Source organism: uncultured Phascolarctobacterium sp., from assembly GCF_958349595.1.
GTDB lineage: Bacteria > Bacillota > Negativicutes > Acidaminococcales > Acidaminococcaceae > Phascolarctobacterium.
Genome location: NZ_CATWDQ010000018.1, coordinates 13,040 through 30,104, shown reverse-complemented (window position 1 = coordinate 30,104; position 17,065 = coordinate 13,040). Strand labels below are relative to the sequence as shown.

16 protein-coding genes and 1 pseudogene are annotated in these 17,065 nt (G+C 48.7%); 10 read left to right on the top strand and 7 right to left on the bottom strand.

The annotated features are described in order from the left end of the window. Positions 1–238: 238 nt before the first annotated feature. On the top strand, positions 239–1,081 hold the full coding sequence (locus Q4G98_RS10740) for a DUF3298 and DUF4163 domain-containing protein (protein WP_298564191.1): 843 nt from the start codon (positions 239–241) through the stop codon (positions 1,079–1,081). A 47-nt stretch (positions 1,082–1,128) separates the two neighbouring features. Here Q4G98_RS10740 and Q4G98_RS10735 read toward each other — a convergent pair whose 3' ends face one another. The 3 genes from Q4G98_RS10735 to Q4G98_RS10725 form a co-directional block, all read right to left on the bottom strand. Next, positions 1,129–2,202 (bottom strand): hypothetical protein, encoded by a 1,074-nt coding sequence (locus Q4G98_RS10735; protein WP_298564192.1) that lies wholly within the window; start codon positions 2,200–2,202, stop codon positions 1,129–1,131. A gap of 136 nt (positions 2,203–2,338) precedes the next feature. After that, positions 2,339–3,940 (bottom strand): glycine betaine ABC transporter substrate-binding protein, encoded by a 1,602-nt coding sequence (locus Q4G98_RS10730; RefSeq protein WP_298564194.1) that lies wholly within the window; start codon positions 3,938–3,940, stop codon positions 2,339–2,341. Beyond that, on the bottom strand, positions 3,937–5,064 hold the full coding sequence (locus Q4G98_RS10725; protein ID WP_293719774.1) for an ABC transporter ATP-binding protein: 1,128 nt from the start codon (positions 5,062–5,064) through the stop codon (positions 3,937–3,939). Before Q4G98_RS10725 ends, Q4G98_RS10730 begins: the two co-directional genes overlap by 4 nt. A 291-nt stretch (positions 5,065–5,355) precedes the next feature. Between Q4G98_RS10725 and Q4G98_RS10720 the strand changes: the two genes are divergently transcribed. Together Q4G98_RS10720 and Q4G98_RS10710 are read left to right on the top strand one after the other, a co-directional pair. Beyond that, on the top strand, positions 5,356–5,712 hold the full coding sequence (locus Q4G98_RS10720; RefSeq protein WP_298564196.1) for an arsenate reductase family protein: 357 nt from the start codon (positions 5,356–5,358) through the stop codon (positions 5,710–5,712). Positions 5,713–6,063: 351 nt separating this feature from the next. After that, positions 6,064–7,550 (top strand): annotated as a pseudogene (locus Q4G98_RS10710) (DASS family sodium-coupled anion symporter). A gap of 119 nt (positions 7,551–7,669) precedes the next feature. On the opposite strand, the gene Q4G98_RS10705 reads toward Q4G98_RS10710, so the two are convergent. Next, on the bottom strand, positions 7,670–8,557 hold the full coding sequence (locus tag Q4G98_RS10705) for a VIT1/CCC1 transporter family protein (RefSeq protein ID WP_301961980.1): 888 nt from the start codon (positions 8,555–8,557) through the stop codon (positions 7,670–7,672). Between the two features lie 409 nt (positions 8,558–8,966). Here Q4G98_RS10705 and Q4G98_RS10700 point away from each other — a divergent pair, with 409 nt between their 5' ends. Together Q4G98_RS10700 and Q4G98_RS10695 are read left to right on the top strand one after the other, a co-directional pair. Continuing rightward, the gene (locus Q4G98_RS10700) at positions 8,967–11,402 is read left to right on the top strand and encodes an autotransporter outer membrane beta-barrel domain-containing protein (protein WP_298564204.1); all 2,436 of its coding nucleotides are present in this window, start codon (positions 8,967–8,969) and stop codon (positions 11,400–11,402) included. A gap of 322 nt (positions 11,403–11,724) precedes the next feature. Continuing rightward, entirely contained in the window at positions 11,725–12,474 is a 750-nt protein-coding gene (locus Q4G98_RS10695; protein WP_298564205.1) for a Fic family protein, read from the top strand. A 65-nt stretch (positions 12,475–12,539) separates the two neighbouring features. On the opposite strand, the gene Q4G98_RS10690 is transcribed toward Q4G98_RS10695, so the two are convergent. The 3 genes from Q4G98_RS10690 to Q4G98_RS10680 are packed head-to-tail and all read right to left on the bottom strand — an operon-like array spanning position 12,540 to position 13,790. After that, on the bottom strand, positions 12,540–12,914 hold the full coding sequence (locus tag Q4G98_RS10690) for a hypothetical protein (protein ID WP_298564206.1): 375 nt from the start codon (positions 12,912–12,914) through the stop codon (positions 12,540–12,542). After that, a complete protein-coding gene (locus Q4G98_RS10685; protein ID WP_298564209.1) occupies positions 12,914–13,516 on the bottom strand; it encodes a sigma-70 family RNA polymerase sigma factor in 603 nt (200 codons plus the stop codon). Before Q4G98_RS10685 ends, Q4G98_RS10690 begins: the two co-directional genes overlap by 1 nt. 7 nt (positions 13,517–13,523) lie before the next feature. Further along, positions 13,524–13,790 (bottom strand): hypothetical protein, encoded by a 267-nt coding sequence (locus tag Q4G98_RS10680; protein ID WP_293547201.1) that lies wholly within the window; start codon positions 13,788–13,790, stop codon positions 13,524–13,526. 320 nt (positions 13,791–14,110) lie between these two features. Here Q4G98_RS10680 and Q4G98_RS10675 point away from each other — a divergent pair, with 320 nt between their 5' ends. The 5 genes from Q4G98_RS10675 to Q4G98_RS10655 all read left to right on the top strand — a co-directional run bounded on the left by Q4G98_RS10675 (position 14,111) and on the right by Q4G98_RS10655 (position 17,039). After that, the gene (locus tag Q4G98_RS10675; RefSeq protein ID WP_301961979.1) at positions 14,111–14,749 is read left to right on the top strand and encodes an N-acetylmuramoyl-L-alanine amidase; all 639 of its coding nucleotides are present in this window, start codon (positions 14,111–14,113) and stop codon (positions 14,747–14,749) included. Between the two features lie 63 nt (positions 14,750–14,812). Further along, complete coding sequence (locus Q4G98_RS10670; RefSeq protein WP_298564214.1) at positions 14,813–15,043, top strand: DUF1659 domain-containing protein; 231 nt, start codon at positions 14,813–14,815, stop codon at positions 15,041–15,043. Positions 15,044–15,783: 740 nt separating this feature from the next. Beyond that, positions 15,784–15,996 carry a DUF2922 domain-containing protein gene (locus Q4G98_RS10665; protein ID WP_293546195.1) on the top strand — a complete coding sequence of 71 codons (213 nt, stop codon included), beginning with the start codon at positions 15,784–15,786 and terminating at the stop codon, positions 15,994–15,996. A 5-nt stretch (positions 15,997–16,001) separates the two neighbouring features. Continuing rightward, the gene (locus Q4G98_RS10660) at positions 16,002–16,160 is read left to right on the top strand and encodes a YvrJ family protein (RefSeq protein ID WP_301961978.1); all 159 of its coding nucleotides are present in this window, start codon (positions 16,002–16,004) and stop codon (positions 16,158–16,160) included. Between the two features lie 567 nt (positions 16,161–16,727). Beyond that, entirely contained in the window at positions 16,728–17,039 is a 312-nt protein-coding gene (locus tag Q4G98_RS10655; protein WP_298564295.1) for a helix-turn-helix domain-containing protein, read from the top strand. The last annotated feature ends 26 nt before the right edge of the window (positions 17,040–17,065 follow it).

Genomic DNA, 17,065 nt, shown 5'->3' with positions numbered 1-17,065 from the left:
TCAATTTAAAATTTATCATAAAATGCGACCCTGGCAGCAAGCCGAAGGTCGCATTTTTTTGTGCCGTGACAGTTGTAAAAACAACGGTAAATATTTGAGCTAAACTAATGTTTTTAAAAGTAGCATTTGTAAAAATTGAAATCGCTTAAAATATACTAAATGTTGAAAAAGTTTTACTATAGTTGACTTTATTATACAAAATGCTATACTTGTATTAAAGAAACTAGGAGGTGCTTTTATGAAAATATCCAGAAAATTCCTTACAGCAGGCATTGCTGCCGCGCTGACTTTGAGCGTTGCGGCATCGGCTTTTGCGGCAGGGCTGACTGTTAAAACTAAAAAAATCAACGAAGGACAGGTCAAGACAGCTACTCCTGTCATTACCGGTTCTGTCGGCGGCGCCAAGATGGACACGCTGCTGACGCAAATGACCACAAAAAATACTGTAGCTGAGATCTATAAATATTTGCCCAGCGACAGTCAGAAAATAACTTTAGACAACTACCTGGACTTTACCAACGGTGCTTCTGACCCGGTGCAGGAAGGATTTGCGCTTGTGAAAGGCAGTGCCTTTCTGGTAAACGCCGGCTTTGACAAAGAACAGAAGGAGCTTGGCAAAACTAAAGCTGATGAAAAGTATAAACTGGACATCGACTATACGGTCTATACTGCCGGCGACGAGCTGTTATCGCTTGAACAACACGCTTCCGCTTATACCGGCGGCGCTCACGATAACCAGTCGGTCACAACGCTGACCGTTAATCCGAAAACCGGTAAGATCTATATTCTGGCCGATATGTTCATTCCCGGCGACGCTTACAAAGAACGCCTGGAAATGCTGATCGCCATTCAGCAAAAAGGCGATAACAGATTGAAAGCACAAATGAAAGATCCGGCAGTTGCTTACCAGAAAGTTACCATTACTGGTAACGAAAAATTCTATGTAGATTCCGATCTGCAGAATTTTGGTTTTTATATCGTCTACAATCCGGGCGAAGTTGCGCCCATGTCGGCAGGCATCGTTAAATATTTCATCCCTATCGACACTATTTCTGATATTATCAGCTATGATATGAACTGAAGAAAACAAAAATAGACACGCTCAGGCGTGTCTATTTTTTATGCGCTTTATTTGTTTTTAGGTATTTCCGTCAGCAGCTGCAGTTTACTGCCGTCGCCGAAGCTGACGCTGCTGATAACGGGCTGCCATTTGACCGTTTTCAGATCGCTGCGCAGCAAACGCACGGTCTCAGGCTTGAACTGGTTGAGGCTGAACAGCTTGTTCAGGCTGATGCTGCCCTGAGGCGCCAAAGTAAGATATTCGTTGAAACGGCAGCGCTGCAGCAGCATACCGTCGTTATCCAACACTTCCACAAAGCCCTGCAGGCCTGTAATGGTTTTACCGGAGATATTGCGCAGGGTAAAAGCAGCCTGCATAGTGTAAGAGGGGAACCAGCCGCCGCTGGAAGCGATCGAGATCGTTCCCGGCGCAGAAGTAATGGCGGCATCCAGTTCGGCCTGCACCTTGCTGTTAAGCTGCTGGAGCTTTGCCGCCGTAGCCTGCTCACGTTCCTTCAGCAGTTCTTTCAGGTTGGTGATCTCTGTCAGGCGCCAGCTGCCGTCGTCCAGTTCGTACATTTTGACGTGCAGGATAAAATTATGCTCCAGCTGTTTATCATACAGCTTCACAGCCACATCGGCAGTTTTGCCCACCTGCTCGCTGCTTTCCACGCCCTCGTAACGCATCGTGCCAAAGCCGGTACGGTCTTTAAGCTGCTCGGCCAGCTGCTGGCCTTCATTTTTGGGGCTGGGGGCAGGCGCCGGCACTGAGGCCGTGGCGTCTGGATCACTGCTGTCTTCGCTGTGATCCTCCAGCGTGCCTGTTTCTACATAATGTCTGGTCTGTTCGGTCATGATCGGCACAACGGCGCTTTTCAGGCTCTGGACGATACCCAGTAAAAAGGGATTGGCCTCTTTTGGGTCGCCGAAGGCGTAATAAACCACATCGTCATACGCATGGGCATACAGTGAATTAAGGTCGACATGCTTTTCAAATTTGCTCAGGTCATGCTGCTGCACGGCCTCATGGATCTGGGTGAAGGTATATTGCGGCGTGCGCATCCAGTAAAAAAAGTACAGGGCCGCGCCGATAACGATCAAAGCTGCGGTGATCAGAATATATTTTTTAGTGTTCTCACTCATGGTAAACTCCTTAATTAATGCTGGTATAACCATTTTAAAGATAATAGCAGAGCTTGTCAATCAAATAAAAGCAGGCTTCCGGTACCAGGAAAAACTTAACGGCGCTGCCAACGGGGGCAAGCGCCGCTAAAAATTTTTAGTTTTTAAAATCTTCCGGTTTTACCAGACCACGCTCCAAAAGGAAGGTGCGGGCTACTTCTGCCCGGTCGCGGCCCTTTTCAACTACTTCATAATTCAGCTTTTGCATCGTTGTGTCATCAATGGCGCTGCTGAGCGCAGACAAAGCCTGAGCGATCTCAGGATGCTCGGCGTTGGTTTTACCGTTGACGAAAGGCAGCATATAATAGGGCGGGAAGAAATTTTTATCGTCTTCCAGCAGTACCAAATCATATTTCTGCAGCAGTCCGTCTGTCGAAAAAGCTGTGATCACATCGACATTGTCAGACGTGATCGCCGTATACATCAGCGTACCGGAGAAATTATTGACCGATTTGAAGGTCATACCATAAGTTTTTTCGATGCCCGGCAAACCGTCGTCACGGGCCGCAAATTCCGGCGAGCAGCCGAAACGCAGATTATGACTGACTCGGGTCAGATCGGTCATCGTCTTGAGATGATATTTAGCCGCGGTCTCCTGTGTTACCGCCAAAACGTAGGTATTGTTAAACCCGAAGCTTTCCAGCAGCTCGATCTGATGTGTGTCACGCATCTGCTGTTGAACCAGCAGATACATTTCCTCCGGTGTAAAACCGGGCCTCAGCTTGTTTTTTAAGATCGTGCTGTAGCCGGTGCCCGTATATTCAGGATACAGGTCGATCTCGCCCGAACGCAGCGCTTCAAAAGCGATCATCGTGCCGCCTAAAGCAAGCTTACGTTCGACCTTGAGGTCAGTTTTGGCCTCGATCAGGTCGGCCAGCATATTACCGACGATCACGCTTTCCGTCGCATCCTTGGAGCCGATGCGGAGATCAGGCTTATTTAAAAACTCGTGGCTCAGCAGATAACCGCTGCTGATAATAACGATCATGCCGGCAACTGCCAGAATACGTTTATGGTGCTGCCGGGTGCGTTCCAGGCTTTCCTTGGACATTTTTTTCGAAGCAGGGCGCAGCGAGACAGGTGTTACCGCAGTTTCGACCTTGCTCATCAAAAAGTCCATCAAAAGCGCCAGACAGCAGGCAGGGATCGCGCCCGCCAGGATCATATTGGCATTATCGGTCTGGATACCGCTGATCACCAGTGTGCCCAGGCCGCCTGCGCCGATATAAGCCGCGATTGTCATCAGCCCTACGGCAGTAACGCTGGAAATGCGTATGCCCGCCATGATCACAGGCAGAGCCAGCGGCAGGCGCACCTTGAACAGTATCTGCATATCCGTCATGCCGATACCTTTTGCTGCCTCCAGCGTATCGGCGCTGATATTGCGCAGCCCGGTACAGGTATTTTTCAAAATAGGCAGCAGCGAATACAAAACGACCATCGCTACAGCGGTGACGGCGCCGATACCCATATAAGGAACCAGAAAACCGAGCAGCGCCAGACTGGGAATAGCCTGGGCCAGATTGGCAAAACCCATTACCGGGCGCAGCAAACGCTCACGCCCAGAAATGTAAATACCCAGCGGCACACCGATACAAACAGCGATAGCTACCGAAAGCAAAGTCAACTGGATGTGACTGAGCAGTAAAAGTCCTATATATTGCTGCTGGTCCTGCACATATGCTAATAATCCGCTCATGCTCCGCCCTCCTCAAAGTCAATAAATTGCTGACTCATCGTCGTCACGAGGCTGGAATGAGTGATAAGGCCCAGCAGCCGCTTATTTTCGTCTACTACGGGAACATTGGAAATATGATTGCTGTTGACCTTTTTAAGCAGGGCCACAATGTTCTCGTTGGGGGCGGCCGTTGCCTGTGCCGGCTGCATCACCGTATACACCGGCTCGCTTTTATCCGGCGCCGCATGGATAGAACGGGCGCGGATGATCCCCAATAAATGTTCACTTTCGTCGACGACCAGAAGGCTGTCGACATTTTCGATCCGCATTTTTTCGATGCATTTCAGCATCGGCACATCGGGGTAGGTGATCTTCGGCGTGCGGATCATGATATCTTTGGCCTTGATCAGTTCGGGACTGCTCCAAATGCGCTTAGAACCTACAAATTCGCTGACAAAACCGTCAGCGGGGTTCTTCAGGATATTTTCCGGCGTGTCGTATTGCAAAATAGCGCCGGAATGTAAAATACAGATACGGTCAGCGATCTTCACCGCTTCGTCCATATCATGAGTAACAAAGACAATAGTCTTGCGCAGCTTCGCCTGCAGATTGACCAGCTCGTCCTGCAGCTGACTGCGGGTGATAGGGTCTAACGCCGAAAACGGCTCGTCCATCAAAATGATGCCGGGGTCCATGGCAAAAGCGCGGGCTACGCCGATACGCTGCTGCTGGCCGCCGGAAAGATGGTTGGGATAGCGGTCCAGGAATTCCTGCGGCAGGCCCACCATTTCCATCAGGTTTACTGTACGTTCAACGATCTCTTCCCGCGGCAGTTTGGCCAGCTGCGGAATGATCTCGATATTTTCTCGCACCGTCATATGTACGAACAGGCCGGTCTGCTGGATCACGTAACCCATATTCCGGCGCAGCTCGATCGGGTCCTGCGCCATAATATCAGTTCCGTTGATCAGGATCTGACCTGCGGTAGGGTCGATCAGACGGTTGATCATCTTCAGCAAAGTAGTTTTGCCGCAGCCGGAAGGGCCGATGAGCACCACCAGTTCGCCCTCGTTGATCGAAAAGTTGATATTCTCTAAAACATTGTGCTGTTTGTAAGCTTTACTTACGTTGATAAATTGAATCAATAGGGGTTCCTCCTTATCTAGGTTTTAAAATTCTCTCTGCGTCTAAAGTGAAGTTCCACTTGATGCTCAGCTCCTTTCATATATATAGTAACTTTATATATTCGTTATCTGCTGTGAATATTCCTGCAATATAATATAATGAAAAAATAATTAATTTATTATCCTTGATAATAAGAAAAATAAAATTTAAGCTATGACGATAAAAATATCGTGATAAATAATGGACTTTATGAAATACTGCCACAGACCTGATAAAACATGCTATAATAACAAAAACAAAGGAGTGAGAGCATGCTTTTTATTTGTTATCCCAAATGCAGCACCTGCCTGAAAGCCGAAAGATATTTACAGACGCAGAACCTTGAATACACTAAACGCGACATCAAAACCGACAATCCTACTGCCGAAGAACTGCGCAGCTGGCAGCAGGCAAGCGGACTGCCGCTGAAAAAGTTTTTTAATACCAGCGGCCTGCAATATAAAGCGCTGGGACTGAAAGATAAACTGCCGCAGCTGAACGAGGAAGAGCAGCTGCAGCTTTTGACGACCGACGGTATGCTGGTCAAGCGGCCGCTTTTGATAACGGACGATGCAGTACTGGTCGGTTTCAAAGAAGCCGAATGGTCAGAAAGACTACAGCAAAAGTGAAAAAAAGTGCAGAAGATTATATGTCAAGCAAATATAATTATAGAAATTAGTTTGTAAAGTATAGATAATATTTTGAAAGTATAAAAAGTTCAGGCAAATTTTCATAAGTGTAACTTATGAAACAGAAGCACGGTTGAAAAATCGCTGCAAAGCCTGTATAATCAGGGTAGAGAAAGCAAAGAAGAAATCCGATATACCGATGACGGTACATATCGGAGTTTTCTGTTTATATCTACGATTATTTTTTCTGGTATCTATAGCTGCACTTTGCAGCCTCGCAACCGCTTTGATGCAGGGCGCCAGGCCCGTAGCATTTTCTATATGCAACTCTAATGCAAAGGATGTGAAATTATGGAAACGGACAAAAAAACAACAACAGCAGAAGTGGGATTTTTCAAAAAGTACGGTTTTTATCTGGCACTGGCGGCGTTAGCAGCTATTGTACTGCTGCCTAACCCCGAAGGGCTCTCCGTAGCCGGCCAGAGAATGATCGGCATCATGGTCTTTTCAGTTATCGTCTGGGCGACAACGGCGATCTCCTACCCGGTCAGCGCCGGCGTTATCATGACCCTGATGGCGCTGCTCATCGGCTTTGCTCCCAATCCCGCAACCGGTAAGCTGTTTGGGACGGCGGCAGGCCTCGGCATCGGGCTGAAAGGCTTTGCCTCCACAGCCTTCTGTCTGGTAGCGGCAGCCATGTTCCTGGCTGTGGCCATGACTAAGACCGGCCTTGATAAACGTATCGCGCTGGTGATACTCTCCAAATTGGGCGCAAAATCGAACCGCGTCGTCATCGGCGTCATCCTCTGCGGCTTTTCCTCAGCTTTTTCGTACCCAGTACCACGGCCCGTGTAGCCTGTCTGGTACCGATTGTTATGGGCATGATCAAAGCTTTCGATGTGCCGCTGAAAAGCAGGTTTGCCGGTATGCTGATGATCACTGTCGCTCAGGTCGACAGCGTCTGGAACGTCGGTATCAAAACTGCGGCCGCGCAGAACATGGTCGCCGTCAATTTTATCAGCAGCCAGCTGGGCGTCGATATCTCCTGGCTCGACTGGTTCGTCGCAGCAGCTCCGTTTTCACTTTTGATGTCCATCATTTTGTATAAGCTGATGATGCATCTGATGCCGCCGGAAATCGACGAGATCAAAGGCGGCAAAGAAACAGTGGCCCGCCTGCTCAAAGAAATGGGCAAGGTCAGCGTCGATGAAATGAAGCTGTTAGTCATCTCCATTTTCCTGCTGATCTTCTGGACCACCGAAAAGAAACTGCATCCCATCGATACCTCCACGACGACAATGGTCGCAGTCACCCTGCTGATGCTGCCCAAGATCGGCGTCATGAACTGGAACGACGTCGTGCATAAGATCAACTGGGGCACAGTGCTCCTGTTCGGCGTCGGCATCTCACTGGGCACGGCTTTGCTCTCTACCAAAGCAGCCACCTGGATGGCCAACGAGATCGTTGTCGGCTTTGGGCTCGAAAACTCGACTACTCTGATGGTCCTGGCGATCATGTCCCTGTTCCTCATCGTTATCCACATGGGCTTTGCCAGCGCCACAGGTCTGGCGGCAGCCATTATCCCGATCGTTATTTCCGTGCTGCAGCATCTCAAAACTCCGGGCGTCAATATCGTCGGTATGACCATGATCCTGCAATACGTCGTCAGCTTCGGCTTTATCCTGCCGGTCAACGCGCCGCAGAACATGATCGCTTACGGCACCGATACCTTTGAAGTACATGACTTCGTGCGTGCCGGTATCCCGATCACCATCATTGCTTTCGCCCTGATCATGATCCTGGGCGCTACCTATTGGAAATGGCTGGGACTGGTCTGAAAAGAACGCAGTACGCAGACTTGGAAAACTGAACTGAATACAGCTATAAAAAAAGACGCAGCTTTTATAAGCTGCGTCTTTTTGCTGTGCACCGCTATGCGGGCACAATGACGTCAAAATCAAATATCTATTCCCAAAGCCTCTTTCACCAGCAGGCCGATAACGAAGGAAAATGCCGCTACACTGAGACTGATGATCGCCATTTCCCAAAAGCGCTTTTTGAAATCCAGGTCTTTGGCGACCGAAATATAATAGGTAAACACCAAAATTATCAGCACCACCGTCAGCAGCATCGTTCCCAAAGCGTGCAGATAATGCTCATCATCAAAAATAAGATAGGGCAGCACCAGCAGCGCCACCGTGATGCAGTAAGCGATACCAGTATAAGTACACGACTTCAAAGCATCCTCGCGGCCTTCGCTGCGGGCCGAAAGAAACTCGGACGAAGCCATCGACAAAGTTGCCGAAACGCCGGTGATAAGCCCCGACAAAGCGATCAGCTTGGTATTCTGCAGCGCCAGCGTCAGCCCGGCCAAAGTACCTGTCAGCTCTACCAGGGCATCGTTCAGCCCCAGCACCATCGACCCCACATACTGCAGGCGTTCCTCGTCCAAGATGGCCAGCAGCTGCTGCTCGTGCCGGTCCTCATCCTCGGCGATCTTCTGCGCCTGCGGTATCTCGGCGGCGATCTCCTCATAATTATAAGCCGCGTCGCCCTCGTTGCCCTCCATCAGCTTCAGGGCAAAGGTATAACCAAAGATCACCGACAGCAGGGTATACCACCAGATCTTCCATTGTAAAGGCTGCACCTTTTCCTTAGTAAAGCTTTCCCAGATCTGGCAGTGACGGTGCTCCTCATTGGCTATTTTCAGCAGCGTGGCCTTGTTGTCCGGGTTTTTGACAAAGCCTGCTACCTTCGTATAAATATGGTATTCCGTCAGCTCGTTTTGCTGCATCTTCAGTACCCTGTGCTTGATCTCCGGGCTCAAAGCTTTTATTTCAGACATCATCATCAACTCCGTATAAATTTATTTATTGACTAACATTATACTGCAATCGGAAGCAGTTGACAAAATAAACATAGCTTAACGCAATAAAAAAACCAAAAGTATGAATTGCAGGCCCGGTTTTTGAACCGGGCTTTTTGTGTTTCCAAAATCAGCGGCGGCGTAAGCTTTTGCAAGACTAAGCTCAAGTTGTAATAAATAAAAAGTAAATAAGTCTTGCGGGGGGGACAGATAGTGTATAATGGCTTGGGTTAATCTATATAGATGAAAATTATCTATGTAATTAAAGCTTAAGTATCGCGAAAGAATAACCCTGATAGTTGGAAATTATCTGGAAAAATCTAGATGGACTGAGCTTATTCTGCAGTCGGTCTAATTTTAATAAAATCAAAAAGGGGAATGATTTACAATGACCAACAACAAAAGACTTTTGGAAAAAGCAGTAGTTTTGGGGCTGCTGCTGGCAAGTCCCAATATTGCCGGTGCCACAGAGGGTGTTGATGAACCGTTTACCAGCGCAGCGGCGCTGGCGGCAGTCAATGGCACGGCAACAATCATCGGCAGTAACCAAAACAACAGCTTCCAGGGCGTCATAGGCGTTTACTATACCTCCGGCAGCGGCCTTGTTTACGGCGATCCTATCAACCTGACGATCAACGGCTTTACAGACGCTAACAATCACAATGCCACAGCAACGGGACTTTGGCTGACCTCCGGCGTCAGCGACCTGCAAAAAATCAACCTCACCATGATCGACAATACCGCTATCGACCATCGGGTATACGGTCTGCAGACTTTTGCCGGCGCGACAGTAAAACTGGGCGACGCATCGAAGATCACCGTCAGCGGCAACTCCAGCGAAAGCATTTACGGAATGTATGCCGGCAACAACTCCTACGGCGGTCCCGGTACGATCCTGGGCGGGAATGATCTGGAAATCAATATCACCAATAAAGGCACTGGCTATGCCTATGGCATTCTGGCCGGTGACAGCGCCAGTGCTGCAGTCGGCGACAATCTGAAAGTTACGGTAAACGCTAAAGACGAAGCCAGAGGTGTAGAAGCAGGCAGGAACGGCGCCCAAATGAACATCGGCAAAAATGCCAATATCAGTGTTCACAGTACTGACGCCGCGTCCCTGGGCGCCTTTGCTACCCTAACCGGTAAAATAGAATTCGGCAGCGGCCTGACCATCAATTCCAGCAACGACAGCAGCAGCAAATGGGCTATGGGCATCCTCGTCAAAGACGCGGGCTCGGAAGCCGTACTCAACGGCGCAACCATCCTGACAAACGCCGGCAGCGACAACGAAAACGGCTATGCCTTTTATCTTTATGATGGCGGCAAGATCACCGGTAACGCCGGCAAATACAATATCGTCGGCAATATCCTCAATGTTTTTGGCGGGCAGGTCGATCTTTCCATGAACTCGGCCTCCTATATGCACGGCAAGATCGAAACAGATAACAGCGCCAGAACCGACCTCAGCCTGACTGAAAACTCTGTCTGGGAAGTAACAGACCATTCCTATCTCAACCATCTGGTCAACGACCATTCTACCATCGACATGACGCAGGACAACGGCAAATTTACTGCACTGATGGTCGAAAACCTCAGCGGCAATGACGGCGTCATCAAAATGCATGTTGACACCAGTCTGAGCGCTAACAACAGCGACAAGCTGTATATAACCGATACCCTCACCGGTACCCAGTACATCGACCTGTACGATGTCAACAGCCACACCCCGATCGGAGCAGAAGGCGTCGGCACAGTGCTGGCAACAGTCAACAACCATAACGGCAGCTTTGCAGCCGTCGACGGCGAAGGCACTCTGTACTGGAACCGCTATGAACTGGATAAGCAGGACACCGCTGACCTCAGCGGCAGCTACACCAAAGACTGGTACCTGAAACAGGTCGTCAAGATCAACGTGCCTACTACCAGCATCCAGACAGTAATGAGCGCCAACGCGCTCAACTACCACACCTGGCGCAACGAAAATGACAAACTGCTGCAGCGCATGGGCGAACTGCGCCTGAATGGCGAAGATACCCAGGGCGTCTGGTTCCGTATCCGCGGCGCCAAGATCGGCCGCGACGGCAGTTTTGATTTTGAAAACAAATACACCGCCTACGAGCTGGGCTACGACGCTGTGACCAAACAAACAGCAGACAAGACCCGTTACCAGGGCGTAGCCTTCAGCTACACCGACGGCGACAGCAGTTATACCCGCGGCAGCGGCGACAACAGCAGCAAAGCTATCAGCTTCTATAATACCGAGATCGGCAGCAAAGGCCATTATCTGGACATGATCTTAAAGATCGGCACTATGGACAATGACTTTACCGTTTACGATACCAGAAGCAACAAGATCACCGGCGACTTTAACAACACCGGCATCTCGCTGAGCGCCGAATACGGCCGTAAAAACGCGCTGGAACACGGCTGGTATTTCGAGCCTCAGGCTCAGTTCACCCTGGGCTATCTGGGCGGTGACTATTATAGCACCAGCAACGGCATCGATATCGACCAAAGTGGCATCAAAAGCGCAGTTGGCCGCATCGGCTTCAACATCGGCCGTGAGATCGGCAGTAAGGGCATCGTCTACGCCAAAGCCAACCTGCTGCACGAATTTGGCGGCGGCTATAACGTAACGATGAACGACGGTACTGACAGCCTCAAAGTCAGCGACACCTTCAACGACACCTGGTTTGAATACGGCGTCGGCGCCGCCTTCAAAACCAGCGACAACAGCCACATCTATCTGGATGTAGAACGCAGCGCCGGCAGCGACTTCACCAAAAACTGGCAGTGGAACGTCGGCGCCCGCTGGACCTTCTAAGCCCGGCAAAACTGCCGGCATAACTAAATTTGCTTTTCGTCAAGATACTCTAACCCTCTATCTTGATTGAAATATTTCCCTGAAAGGGCCTGCTTTGATCAAAGCGGGCCCTTGCTTTTGCTTCAAAGCAGATACTTAAAACCTGCTTTATAATTATGATGCGGTATCGTTTGAGTACTTAGTGAGGTATTTTCAAACTTAGTACTCATACATACCCTTGTGGTATCGTTTGAGTACTTAGTGAGGTGTTTTCGAACTTAGTACTCATACATGCCCTTGTGGTATAATATAGTAGCAGAGAAAGCTAAAAGGAGTGCGGAAAATGAAAGCGGAAAATATATTAAAGCAGCTCAGCCAGGAACAGAAGATGCAGTATAAAGGTGGCATTTACTACCTTACTCAAATCGACCTGGCCTATAACAGTAACCGGATCGAAGGCAGTCAGCTGTCCAAAGAACATACCCGCAGCCTTTTTGAAACGCAAACGCTGACAGCTGCTAAAGATGAACTGATACGTGCCGATGATGTGATCGAAGCGCGCAACCATTTTCGGGCCTTTGACTATATTTTACTCAATACCATGCAGGAACTGAGCGAGAAATCTATCAAAGAAATTCATAAAATCCTGAAACAGGGTACCAGCGATGCAGATCTCAGCTGGTTCAGGACAGGCGAATATAAAGCCCTGGAAAATATAGTCAGCGGCCATGCGACAACGCCGCCCGGGCAGGTAGCCGATCAGATCCTGGCCTTGCTTGCCGCTTATAATGCACCGGGTACAAGAACACTGGCAGAGATTATTGACTTCCATGTAAGCTTTGAACAGATCCATCCTTTTCAGGACGGCAACGGCCGTGTAGGAAGACTGCTCATGTTTAAAGAATGTCTGAAGAACAATATTGTTCCCTTTATAATCGATAACCTGCACAAGAATTATTATTATCGTGGTTTGGATCAGTATGCTAAAGAAAAAGGCTATCTCATCGATACCTTTTTATCGGCGCAGGATAAATATGCGGCCTTATGTATGAAATTTGTGCCCGGATTTATGGACGAAGATAAGACGCTTTAAAAATCAAAGCCTCCGTTAAAGCAGTAATAACAAAAGACCAGAGCAATTTTTGCTCTGGTCTTTTGTTATTTGTATACCGGCAGCAGCCTGTTTTGCAGATGCTCGATGATCTCACGCACCCGGCGCTGGCTGTTGGCCAGGTCAAACAAATCCGGCTCAGGGCAGTCTGTCCGGCGCTCCTGCGTGCGCCGCCGGGCCAGCTGCCGCTTTTTCTGCTCGTCCAGCACTGCCGCATCCATATCGTGCAGCCGCGGAAAATACCGCTCGCCGGCCAGCTTCTTCACACAGCAGTTAAAAAGCTGCGGCTCCAAAGCGCCGTACCGCTCCACCCATAGCCGTAGCCAGAAATCCTCCTCGGCAAAACCAGACAGCGGCGGATGCAAGCCGGCCGCCTTAAAAGTAAGCAGCGCCCGCTGCATAAAAACGTACGGCCGCTCCATCAGTGCAGCCCGCCCGCATCTACGCCGTAAGCCAGCCGCAGCTTGGCCAGCCCGTCACGCTTGGAACAAAACACGCTTTGGCAGGTAATGCCCAGCGCCGCTGCCACCTCACGCAGGCTTTTGCCCGCCAGGAACACCTCGCTGAGTACCAGCCGCTGCAGCCGGGGCAGCTGTGCCAGCAGCTCCAGCAGACCGGCGCTGAGCTCGTCCGCACGGGTACTTTCACTATAGCGGTCAGCGGCAAAAGTATCCAAAGTCAGGCTCTTTTCCTCGTTCAGCGTTGCCTGCTCGCAATCCAGCCGCAGTTTTTGCTTCTGCACCTGCAAATTCAGCTGCCGGCGGATCGTAAATCTGACGTGCGAAGTAAAAAAATGGAAATTACTATGCCTAAAGCTCATGATCGCGTCATTGACCGCCATCAAAGCAAAAATCTCCGTATCCTCCTGTTCCAGAAAATGCACATAATAACTGTTATATTTAAAAGCCCGCACCATCGGCGTAAAGCCCAGTAAAAGCCTGTTGACGGCCCGGCTGTCGCCTGACTGTGCCAGCGGCACCAAAACTGCAAAATCCAGCTGCTCTGTATTTGATCGTTCGTTCATCTGCCTGTTATCTCCCGTTCACTCCGGCTGCGCCGGTTTTTAGCTCCAAAGCCGCCAAAGCAAAATCCTTGGCGCTCAATCCCTCCAGACACTCACTGCACACCTCGCCGCAGTTATCTACAGCCAGATATTCCTCACCCTCAAAAATAGGGCTGCCGCATAATCCGCAGGTATAAACCTCCAGCAGCTCCGCATCCTCCGGTGCGGCCAGCCAGTCAGCCTCGATCTTTGCCAAACGCCTTTCCTGTGCCTCTGCGCCGCAGTCATGCCTCATCAACACCGCCGCCTTTCACAAATAAAACAGATAAATACAAAAAAATACGCCTCCTTAGGTTGTTAAAACGCCGCCGTCTGATCCTGTACTTTCGTACTTAGCAGTACTGATACTAAATAAATTAACACTAAAACAAAAGAGCCTGTAGAACCCCGGTGAGAGGTAGAAACCTGTTAAGAAAAAGAAAATACTAAAAGAAAAAGACGGTTTGGTTTTACACTTACTAAATACACAGCAAAAAATGCAAAAATCAGGTTCGCACGAAAAAAATAAAAAAAATTTTTTTTTTTGCCCTCAACCTGATTTTCAGCAAAAAAACCATGTACTTAGTAAGTGTAGGGCAGCAGGGCCAAAACAAAACCTGCCCGGCAGTTCCCTGCAGAATACTGACGAAGGGAGGAAGTAAAATGCTGATCACACAGCCGCAGACAGTATCACTGATACAGCTCGCCGAACTGGCCGCCTGCGCACGCAACCGCATCGCGCAGATCTATCTGCACTGGACGGCAGGCCGCTATGGACAGGTCTACGACGACTATCACCTGAACATCGATGCCGACGGTACGATCTACCGCAGCTGCACCAGCCTGACCGAACGCAAAAGCCATACCTGGCGGCGCAACACAGGCAGCATCGGCATCGCCCTCTGCGGCGGGCTGGGCGCACAGGCCAACCACGGCTACGACGCCGAACTGGGGCCTTTTGCCCCCACGGCGGCGCAGACCGACAAACTGGCGCAAATGCTGGCACTACTTGCCGTCAAACTGGATCTGACCATCGAACCCGGTACTGTTATGACCCACTGCGAAGCAGCGCTTTGCGACGGCTACGGCCCCTACAGCGGCGACCCCCAGACCCGCTGGGACCTGTGGTATATGCGCGATTCACCCGGCGACGGCACTATGAAACCGGGCGGACAGGTGCTAAGAGGCAAAGCCCTGTGGTATCTGGTCCGCTGAGCCGGACGCAAACCTGTAACAACAAGACAAGCAACCAATACAAAAAATAAAGGAGTAATCATTATGCCAACAACAACCAAAACAGCAACATCTTACAAATTATCCTTAGCAGTCGAAAACGGCGTCAACGCGCTGGGAGCGGCGCAGGTCAAATCTGTATCTATCGGCAGCGTCAAGCTGGACGCAGAGGACGACAAGTGCCTTGCCGTCGCCAATGCCTTGAACGAGCTGATGAGCCATGAGGTAGTCAACGTCTACGTGACGGAAAAGGCCGAGCTGGCTCAAGCGGAATAATTTTACAAATTATCCGCTTGTTTTTTAGAATTTTCTCGACTTTCTTGAAAGAAAGTCAGCAAAGACTTTTCTTTTTAAATGTTCATTTCTTTTGGCGGCAAAAGAAACGAACCAAAGAAAAACCGGCACGTCGCAGATTTTTATTTAGCTTTGCTCAACGGCGGCTCCGCGAAACTCGGCATTGTTGCCGAAGATAAATCATCTGAGCAACAATGCCTCAAACAAGTCACTCCGCTATCGCCTTATTCGCATCGCACATAACAAAATCTGCTCAATGTGCCCTAACACCCTACGTTCTACTGCTGTAGTCAATCAGTATTGATAACATCAGAATGTCGATACCTTTCTCATGAAATTTTGCAGTAATTTGTACGATGCAGGGGGTTTGAGCGCACATTGTGGTCCAGTCCGTTGTGTGCGATGTGAGCTGTAAGTGCTGGAGGGACTGTTTGAGGCATTGACGATTTGTAGCTAAAGATTTTCTTTGCACTACAATGCCGAGTTGCCTGGAAGCCGGACAGCGAACAAAGCTAAACAGGACTTGCCACAGTGCGCAAAGTTCTTTGGGTACCTTTCTTGTCCAAGAAAGGTACATAGCAAAAATAAAAAAATTTAAAACATTGAACCAAAATTTGAAAGCAAAAAAAACGCAAAATCCAAAATCCACAATTAAAATACAAAAGTCCAAAAAGACAAAAAAATAAAGTAGGCGCAAAACCTACAAAAAAGGAGCAACCACCATGGAAAAAACACTTGAACTCATCTTCACCAAAAGCGACGGCGCCAAAAAAACCCTCAGCATCGCCGACCCGCGCGAAGGCCTTACTCTTGCCGAAGCCAAAACAGCTGCCGATAAGATCATCGAAGCCAACGTGCTTACTAGCGGCGGTTTGGAACTGACCGAATTTACCGAAGCTCGCATCAAAACAGTCACCATCGACGTGCTGGCCTAGTGGATATGCAGGAAATATTCAAAGCAGTTGGCAATTTTGGCTTCCCGATAGTATTGAGCTGGTACCTGCTGCTGCGCATGGAGCAGCGGCTGGACAAGCTGGGTGACTGTCTGCATGAGCTGAGCAGTGCCATCGTCAAAGAACATAAAACAAACGGCCTTTGAGAGCCGGCAGGCTATGACGCGACAGTCATAACCGTACCGGAGCAGAGAAAAGGCACAGAAAAATAAAAAGATAGGGCGACACTTAAAGCAAAAATAAGTGTCGCCTTATCTTTTCTAAAACGCATTATACGCCTTTAAAATAACAAATGCAAGCATTTTTCTAAAAAATATTTAAAAGTGCCAATGCAGTCCTGCAATAAAAAACAAAAGTAAACCTATTTAATAAGGCGATTTTGCAGCAGCAGGTGGTGTATAAATTTTTGGTGGTACTGACAGCGTTGATTGGCAGTACTTTTTTCATATTCAGGGATATTTTGTACCAGGGGTGCAAAGTAAGATGATAATCAAACGATTTGCTGAATTTCTAAATAGTTATCGGGTTGTCTGTTGCAAGACCATCACACAAAAGTTTACAAAAAAACAATAATGTCTTGCGGGGGGGGACTTTGGTGCTATAATGATAAAAAGTATAACTGTAACGAATAATTTTAAATGGATAGTAAAAATAGTCTTGGATTGGTAAATATTTTTGGAGAATTTTAAATATGCTGACAGGGGGTGGAAGCTATGTATGCAGAAATCAATTTTACAGAAATTGGCATAACTATCAAAATGTTTCGTGCAGCCAGACACATTACACAGATGGAAATGGCCAAACGGATTGGGATCAGCCAGACGCATTTAAGCAATATCGAAAGCGGGCGAGTGAAGATTAATCTGCGTTTGCTGATAAAAATGGCTAATATCTTTGAATGTAAGCTGGAAGATTTTTTTGTTCAGCCTGATTTTTTCTTTGAAGATAAATCGCAGCCTGCTTACCCTGAAAATGATAGGTCAGTGATTGTAAAAATGCTGCAGATACTGGGAAAAAAAGCATAGATTATGTTAAGGAGCGAATGAAGGAA